The 7,863-nt window shown below is 75.7% G+C and carries 5 protein-coding genes; all 5 read left to right on the top strand.

Annotated features, from left to right (window positions below):
* The coding region (locus tag ACFP3R_RS33560; RefSeq protein WP_380642266.1) for a hypothetical protein at positions 1 to 1,565 on the top strand (1,565 nt) is incomplete at its 5' end.
* A 1-nt stretch (position 1,566) separates the two neighbouring features.
* Positions 1,567 to 4,416, top strand: coding sequence for an AAA family ATPase (locus tag ACFP3R_RS33555; protein ID WP_380642264.1), 2,850 nt, complete (start codon positions 1,567 to 1,569; stop codon positions 4,414 to 4,416).
* A gap of 384 nt (positions 4,417 to 4,800) precedes the next feature.
* Positions 4,801 to 5,508 carry a helix-turn-helix transcriptional regulator gene (locus ACFP3R_RS33550; protein WP_380642262.1) on the top strand — a complete coding sequence of 236 codons (708 nt, stop codon included), beginning with the start codon at positions 4,801 to 4,803 and terminating at the stop codon, positions 5,506 to 5,508.
* 196 nt (positions 5,509 to 5,704) lie between these two features.
* Positions 5,705 to 6,640, top strand: a complete 936-nt coding sequence (gene pfkB / locus ACFP3R_RS33545; RefSeq protein WP_380642260.1) for a 1-phosphofructokinase — start codon at positions 5,705 to 5,707, stop codon at positions 6,638 to 6,640.
* 106 nt (positions 6,641 to 6,746) lie between these two features.
* Positions 6,747 to 7,862, top strand: coding sequence for a mannitol-specific PTS transporter subunit IIC (gene mtlA, locus ACFP3R_RS33540; protein WP_380642258.1), 1,116 nt, complete (start codon positions 6,747 to 6,749; stop codon positions 7,860 to 7,862).
* The last annotated feature ends 1 nt before the right edge of the window (position 7,863 follow it).

Below are 7,863 nucleotides of genomic sequence, written 5' to 3'. Positions count from 1 at the left end.
ACCGCGACCGGCTCGCCGCCGTGCTGCCGGCCGCGCCGCTGGTCGACGCCGAGTGGGCCGCCACCCTGCTGGTCCGGGTCACCGCCCGCCGCCGCGCCGCGGGGGACCACGCCGGGGCCGCGACCCTGCTGGCCGCGGCGCTGCGCGAGCCGATGAGCGCCGAGCGCAGGCTCGGCCTGCTGGTCGACCTGGGCGCGCTGGAGGTGGTCGACAACCCCCGCGCGGCCGACCGCAGGCTTCGCCAGGCCCTGCTGGAGACCGAGCCCGACGGGCCCACCGCGGTCCTGGCCGCCGACCTGCTGCACGCGCACGGCGACGCGCCGGCCGCCCGCCGCGTGATCGCCACCGCCCGCGCCCGCGGCGAGGCAGACGGCGCGGACACCACCGCCCTGGCCGCGATCGGCTGGCTGGCCGACAGCGACTGCACCCCCGACGCGCTGCACCCCGCCCGGACCTTCCCCGACCCGCCGACCGACTCGCCGGAGGTCGGCGAACCGGTCGGGGCCGGCGTCGCGGCCTGGTCGCTGGCGCTGCGGGGCGAGCACCGGCACCGGGCCCGCGCGCTGGCCCGGTGCGCCCTGGCCGGGCACGGGGAGGGACCCGCGCCGTTCGGGCACCGCCTGCACGCCTGCCGCGCGCTGCTGCACGCCGACGACATCGCCTCGGCGGTGGTCGGGCTGGACGCCCTGGTGGCCGACGCCCGCCGCCGGGGCGTGCCCGCGGTGGCCGCGGTCGCCCTGCTGCACCGCGGCTGGTGCGAGCTGCGCCGAGGCAACCTCGCCCAGGCGGGCGAGGACCTGGCGCAGGCCCGCGCGCAGCTGCCCGCCGGGTCGTGGCACCCGCGCCTCGCGCCCGCCGTGACCGCCCTGGCGGGGCAGGTGCTGCTGGCCCGCCACGAGGTCGACGACGCCGCGCGGGAGATGGCCGTGGCCCCGCCCGCCGAGGCCGACCGGGGCGCGGCGTGGGGGCTGTTGCAGTGCGCCCGGGGCGAGGCGGCGCTGGCGCTGGGCGACCCGACGACGGCGCTGCGCCGGTTCGACCGCTGCGGCCGGGTGCTGCTCGCCCGGGGCTGGGGCAACCCCGCGCTCGCGGCCTGGCGGTCCCTGGCCGCCGCCGCCCACGCCGCCCTGGGCGACCGCGACACCGCCCGCGCGCTCACCGCCGACGCCGTGGAGCGGGCCGTGCGCTGGGGCTCGCCGAGCACCCTGGCGCAGGTGTCCCTGTGGGCGTCCCGGGTGGACCGGGCGGGCGAGGCCGCCGGGATCGGTGCCGTCGGGCTCGGTGGAGGTACGGGGCCCGGAGGTACGGGGGCCGGCGGGGTCGGGGCCGCCGGGGTCGGGGCCGGGAGGGTCGGGGCCGGAAGGGTCGGGGTGGCCGGGATCGGCGCCGCCGGGACCGGGGTCGCCGGCACCGGGCCGGGCGCCGCGGCCGACCACAGCATCGCCGTGCTGGCGGGCGCGGGCCGCTCGGCGGGCGAGATCGCGCGGCTGCTGGACGTGCCGGTGGGCGCGGTGCACGGCAGGCTCTCCGCGTTCCCCACCCCCTCCTGGGCGTCGGGGCGTTGACGTGCTGGCCGAGCGGGAGGAGGCCCTCGACGCGGTCCGGCGGGGATTCGCCGCGGCGGTCACCGGTGAGCCGGGGCTGCTGCTGGTCACCGGCGTGCCGGGGGCCGGGCGGTCCGCCGTGCTGGCCGCGGCCGCGAACCTGGTGGAGGACGGGGCGCGACCGGCCCACGTGCTGCGCGCCGACGCGACGCCGGCCGAGTCGGGGTTCCCGTTCGGCGTGGTGCAGCAGCTCGTCCGACCCCTCGTCGCCGGCGCCGACCCGGCCGAGCACGACCGCTGGTTCACCGGTCCCGCCGAGGTGGTGCGACCGCTGTTCCTCGACGACGCCGCGCACACCGCGCCGCCCGCCGACGCCGTCCTGCCCGGCCTGCACGCCCTGGTCGCCCGGCTGGCCGAGGACCGCCCGCTGCTGCTCGCCGTGGACGACCTCCAGTGGGCCGACCGGTCCTCGCTGCGCTGCCTCGCCTACCTGGCCCGCCGGCTGGGCCGCGGCCGCGTGCTGCTGCTGGCCACGCTGGCCGACGGGTACGCGGTGGGCGAACAGGGCCTGGTGGACGACATCGCCACCTCCGCGCGCCGCGCGGTGCAGCTCGCCCCGCTGTCCGCGGCCGGTGTGCGCCGGGTGCTGGCCGCCGAGTTCGACGAGGAGGTCGACCCGGCGTTCGCCGCGGCCTGCCACGCGGTGACCGGTGGCAACCCGGCCGCGCTGCTGGCCGTGGCGCACGGCCTGCACGCCCGCTCGGTCCGCCCGACGGCGTCGGCCGCGGCGTCGGTGGCCGGGGCCAGCCACGGCCTGCTGCGCGAGCGCAGGCTGTTCCACCTGAGCACCCAGCCGCCGTCGGTGCGCGCGGCGGCGCGCGCGCTGGTCGTGCTCGGCGCCGACGGCGACACCGACACCGACCTGGTCGCCCGGGTCGCGGGCCTGGACGCGCTGGACTGCAAGAGCGCCGTGCACGCGATGGACCGCCTCGGCCTGCTGTCCTCCGTGGACCCGCCGCGCCTGGCCGATCCCGAGGTGGGCGTCGCGCTGGAGGCGACGATGCCGCTGCCGCAGCGGGAGGAGCTGCACCGGCACGCGGCCACCGTGCTGCACGACGCCGGCCACCCGGCCGAGCGCGTCGCCGAGCAGCTGCTCCGGATCACCCGCGGCTACCTGCGCTGGGAGGCCGACCTGCTGCGCGGCGCGGCGGCCTCGGCGCTGGCGCGCGGAGCGGGGGAGCGGGCCGTCCGGTACCTGCGCCGGGCCCTGCTGGCGGGACCGCCCGGCGGACCGGAGCGGGCCAGGCTGCTGGTGGACCTGGCCGCCGCCGAGCGCGGCACGGACCCGGCGTCCTCGGTCGGCCACGTCGCCCAGGCGCTGCCCGACCTGCCCGGCGTGCCGGAGGCGGCGGCCGCGGTGCTGTCGGTGCCGTTCGCGCTGGCCGCCCGCAGCCCGTCGGTGGCCGCCGTCCTGCGCACCCACGCCGCCGCGCCCGACCCGCGGCTGGCGGGCGCCAACCCGGACCTGGCGCTGCGCCTGGAGGCGCGGGGCCGCGCCCTGGACCGCTTCGGCAAGCAGGGCCTGACCGACGCGGTGGCCCGGCTGCGCGGGTTCGGCGTGGCCCGACCCCTGGACACCGGCGGGGGACGGGAGCTGCTCGCGGTCCTCGCCCACGCCGCCGCGGCCACCGCCGCGCTGCCCGCCACCGAGGTCGCCGCGCTCGGCTCGGCCCTGCTCGACCGCGAGCCGGCCGACCCCGCGCACGTGCACACCGCGTTGCCGCTCGCGGTGACCGCGGTGGTCGCCGCGGACGCCGGCGCGGTCACCGCGCCGTGGCTGGAGCGCGCGTGGGACGCGGCGCGGCGGCAGGAGTCCGCCGGGGTCAGGTCCGCGCTGGCCGCGCAGCGCGCCGCCGTGCTGGCCGCCACCGGCAACCCCGGCCGCGCCAGGGCCCTGGCGCTGGGCGTGCTCGACGGCGACGGCGCGGCGTGGCCGGAGGCCACCGCGACCGCGGTGCTCGCGCTGACCCCGATCGCCCTGCACACCCAGGACGGCGACCTGGCGCGCCGAGTGCTGGCCGCCGAGCACGACGCCTCGGACCCGCGGCTGGTCCTGTCGCACCTCGTGCTGCGCGGCCTGCTGGACGCCCTGCGCGGCGACGTCGTGGCGGCGCTGGACAAGCTGCTGGACTGCGGCGAGCGCGCCGCCCGCTTCGGCTGGACCAACCTCACCGCGCTGCCGTGGCGGGTGTGGGCGGCCGGGCTGCACCAGCGGCTCGGCGACCTGGACCGGGCCTTCGCCCTGGCCGAGCGCGAGTACGCGGCGGCCCTGGCCTGGGGCGCGCCGACGGCGGTCGGCCGCGCGCTGCGGTTGCGGGGCATGTTGCTGGGCGGCGCCGAGGGCATCGGCGCGCTGCGCGCGGTGGTCGAGCGGCTGCGCGCCGGCGGCGACCCGGTGGAGCTGGGGCGCGCCCAGGCGATGGTGGGCCGCCGGCTGGCGGGGCTGGGCGACCTGGCCGCGCTGCCGGTCGTCGAGGAGGCCGACCGGATCGCCCGCGCCGCCGGCGGGGTGTGGCTGGAGGGCAACGACGAGGCCGAGCTGAACGGGCCGGTGCTCCGGCTCCGCGCGTCCGGTGCCGCGGAGCTCACCCGCGCCGAGCAGTCGGTGGTCGCGATGGTCGTGCGCGGCTGGACGAACCAGCGCATCGCGGATTCGCTGGGCGTCACCCGGCGGGCCGTCGAGAAAAGCCTCACCGGTGCTTATCGGAAGCTGGGCGTCCGCGGTCGCTCGGTGTTGGTCGAGCAGTGGCGCGCGCTCGTGCCCGAGCTGCGGGCCGACGTGCTCGACGGGCGTGGAGAAGACGAGCGCTGAGGCCGAGCCTCGAAAGCTGTCAACAAATTGCGTTCATGTTGGTGTCACTGTGCGTGACAACATGCCGGGTTGACCTCACGTTCACAGTACAACCACGAGCTGTGTGGCCCGACAGCGCCGGTCGGGTTCGGTCCGCACGGCCGTTCGCCGGGTCCGTACCCGCTGACCGGGTGGTACCGAACCACTCCCTCGGACGAGTCGCCACCTCCGAACCGACCTGCCCGACCACCACGGTTTTAAGTCCGTATGGTTGTGGTTCTGTTGATTTCGGTGTGTGTGGTCCATATCATGTTACGTGTTGCTTTCCTCCGGTTTGTCTGCCGGTAAAGCCCTCGGCGCTTGCCGTCGATCTTCGTCTCGGAACTTGGGAGGAATGGTTTTCCGATGACCACGGATATGGCCGACATCGCGACCCAGGACGTGCCCGAGACGTTTCCGGAGTGGCCCTCGGACGGTGGCCGTCCCGACGGTGGCCGCGGCGTCTACCGGTCGTTCTTCGAGCGCTCGGGGATGTGCGTGGCCCACCTGAACCGCTCGCTGCGCATCCTGGAGGCCAACGCGGACTTCTACCGGCAGTTCGGCCGGGGCCCGGCGGAGCTGTCCGACCGGGAGTTCTGCGACCTGCTGCACCCGAGCGTCCGCGAGCGGCTGGGGCAGCAGCTGTCCCGGCTGGCCGACGGGCAGCGCCCGCGCTTCGCGGACCGGGTCGTGGCGCTGCGCCCCGGTGACAGCGCCCTGTCCGGGGAGCTGACCGGGTTCGCCGTGCACGGCGGGGCGGGCCGCGTCGACAGCGTCATGGTGCTCGTGCGCCCGGAGAAGTCCCCCGACGACGGGCACCTGGTGTCCGGCAAGGCCAAGGTGCTGACCGCGATGGACGCCCGCATCCTGGAGGGCGTGGCCGCCGGGGTGTCCACGGTGCAGCTGGCCGCGACGCTGTACCTCAGCCGCGGCGGCGTCGAGTACCACGTGTCCACCCTGCTGCGCAAGCTCAAGGTCAAGAACCGCCCGGCCCTGGTCTCCAAGGCGTACTCCATGGGCATCTTCGGCGTGGGCTCGTGGCCTCCCCGCGTGCTGCCCGACTACGTCAAGTAGCACTCCCGGCGCATGACGTGTGGGTTCCTGTGGCTTCGGGTCGGCGGTGTTGCGCCTGCGTAGCGGTGGTTTGGCTAGGGAAACCCCTAGCTTCTCCGCGGTGGTCCTTGTGTAAACAACACAAACGGATCTAAAGTCACTCAAACCAAACCGCCGAACTGGTGGCGGTGCCGGAGAGGCTTCGAGGTGGTGTGAAGTGTTCCTGACCGTGACGGCCAACCCCAGCGTGGACCGCACAGTCGAGGTCGACCGGCTGACCAGGGGCGACCTGCACCGCGCGTCCGGGGTGCACGTGCAGCCCGGCGGCAAGGGGATCAACGTCGCCCGCGCCCTGGTGCGCAACGGCTGCAAGGCCCGCGCGGTGGTACCGGCCGGTGGCGCGGAGGGCGACCAGCTCATCGGCCTGCTCACCGGCTACAGCATCGAGGTCGTGCGGGTCGCCGCACTCGGCCCGGTGCGCAGCAACATCACCATCGTCGAACCGGACGCCACGGTGACCAAGCTCAACGAGGCCGGAGCCCGGTTGAGCGGTCCCGAGCTGGAGGCGTTCTGCGACGCGGTGCTGGCCCACATGCCCGGCGTGGACTGGGTGGTCGCGGCCGGGAGTCTCCCGCCCGGCGTGCCCGACACCTTCTACGCCGACCTGATCAGCCGCCTCGCGCCGTCCGGCGCGAAGGTGGCGGTGGACACCAGCGGCCCCGCGCTGCTGGCCGCGGTGGAGGCCGGACCGACCCTGGTCAAGCCCAACCTGGAGGAGTTGGCCGAGGCGGTCGACCGTCCACTGCGGACTTTGCGGGAGGTCGTCGACGCGGCCGGGGAACTGCGTTCCCGGGGCGCGGAGGCGGTGTTGGCCAGTCTCGGCGGGCAAGGCGCCGTGCTGGTCGACGGCGAGGGCTCCTGGCACGCCGAGGCGCGGGCCGAGGCCCGCAGCTCGGTCGGCGCCGGGGACGCGCTGCTCGCCGGGTTCCTCTCCACAGGGGGAATTGGCCCTTCCGCACTGGCCACGGGCGTCGCTTGGGGAGCGGCGGCCGTTTCGTTGCCCGGCAGCACCATGCCGGGCCCGGAAGACGTGCGCGCACACCGGGTGGTGGTGCACCCGGACATCGAGTGGGACCGCCGGATCGACGTCTGATCCGCCGGCACCCGCCGGTCGCCGATGCCGGGCGAGGACGCCCGGCTCCCGCCGCCGCAGCGACGGCGTTCTCCCAGTCCCTCCAGCAGTAGTGGAAGTGTCAACGATGACGAGCAACGACACCCAGGCCCCCGAAGACACCCAATCCCGCGGCCAGCGCGCGCGGGTGGGCATCCAGCGCTTCGGTGGCCACCTCGCCGCCATGGTCATGCCCAACATCGGCGCGTTCATCGCGTGGGGCCTGATCACCGCGATGTTCATCCCCACGGGGTGGATCCCCAACGCCACGATCGGCGAACTCGTCGGTCCGATGATCACGTACCTGCTGCCGACCCTCATCGGCTACACCGGCGGCCGGCTGGTCCACGGCCAGCGCGGCGCGGTGGTCGGTTCGATCGCCACCTTCGGCGTGATCGTCGGCGCGGACATCCCCATGTTCCTCGGCGCGATGATCGTCGGCCCCCTCGGCGGCTACCTGATCAAGCTGTGGGACGAGAAGGTCGGCGTCAAGGTCGCGCCGGGCTTCAAGATGCTCGTCGACAACTTCAGCGCCGGCATCATCGGCGGCGCGCTCGCGGTCGGCAGCCTGTTCTCCATCGGCCCGGTCGTCGAGGGCATCACCAAGGCGCTCGGCAACGGCGTGCAGTGGATGCTCGACGCCGGCCTGCTGCCCCTCGTGTCGCTGATCGTCGAACCCGCCAAGATCCTGTTCCTCAACAACGCCATCAACCACGGCGTGCTGAGCCCGCTGGGCGTGGCCGAGGCGCTGGAGAACGGCAAGGCGATCCACTTCCTGATCGAGTCCAACCCCGGCCCGGGTCTGGGCGTGCTGGCCGCGCTGGCCGTGTTCGGCCCCCGCGCCGCCCGCGCCACCGCCCCCGGCGCGATCGTCATCCAGTTCCTCGGCGGCATCCACGAGATCTACTTCCCGTACATCCTGGCGAACCCGAAGCTGCTGCTCTCGGTCATCGGCGGCGGCGCGGCCGGTGTGCTCACCTTCAGCGTCTTCGACGCGGGCCTGGTCGCCACGCCGTCGCCCGGCAGCATCATCGCCCTGATGGCCGTGACGCCGAAGGGCGGGCACTTCTCGGTCATCGCGGGTGTGCTGGTCGCGGCGGTCGTGGCGTTCGTGGTGGCCGCGGCGCTGATGAAGTTCGGTCGGGACGCCCGCCGCGAGGAGCGGGAGCAGCAGATCGCCAACGGCGGCGAGGTCAAGGTCTGAC

It is taken from the genome of Saccharothrix lopnurensis (genome assembly GCF_042658445.1).
GTDB classification, from domain to species: domain Bacteria; phylum Actinomycetota; class Actinomycetes; order Mycobacteriales; family Pseudonocardiaceae; genus Actinosynnema; species Actinosynnema lopnurensis.
The sequence above is the reverse complement of the archived record's forward strand: the minus strand, read 5'-3'. Positions and strand labels throughout refer to the sequence as shown.

What these genes read in the sequence shown, in the direction of transcription:
- ACFP3R_RS33550 (WP_380642262.1), top strand. Translation starts at nt 4,801, where the DNA reads ATGACCACGGATATGGCCGACATCGCGACCCAGGACGTGCCCGAGACG.
- mtlA (WP_380642258.1), top strand. Translation starts at nt 6,747, where the DNA reads ATGACGAGCAACGACACCCAGGCCCCCGAAGACACCCAATCCCGCGGC.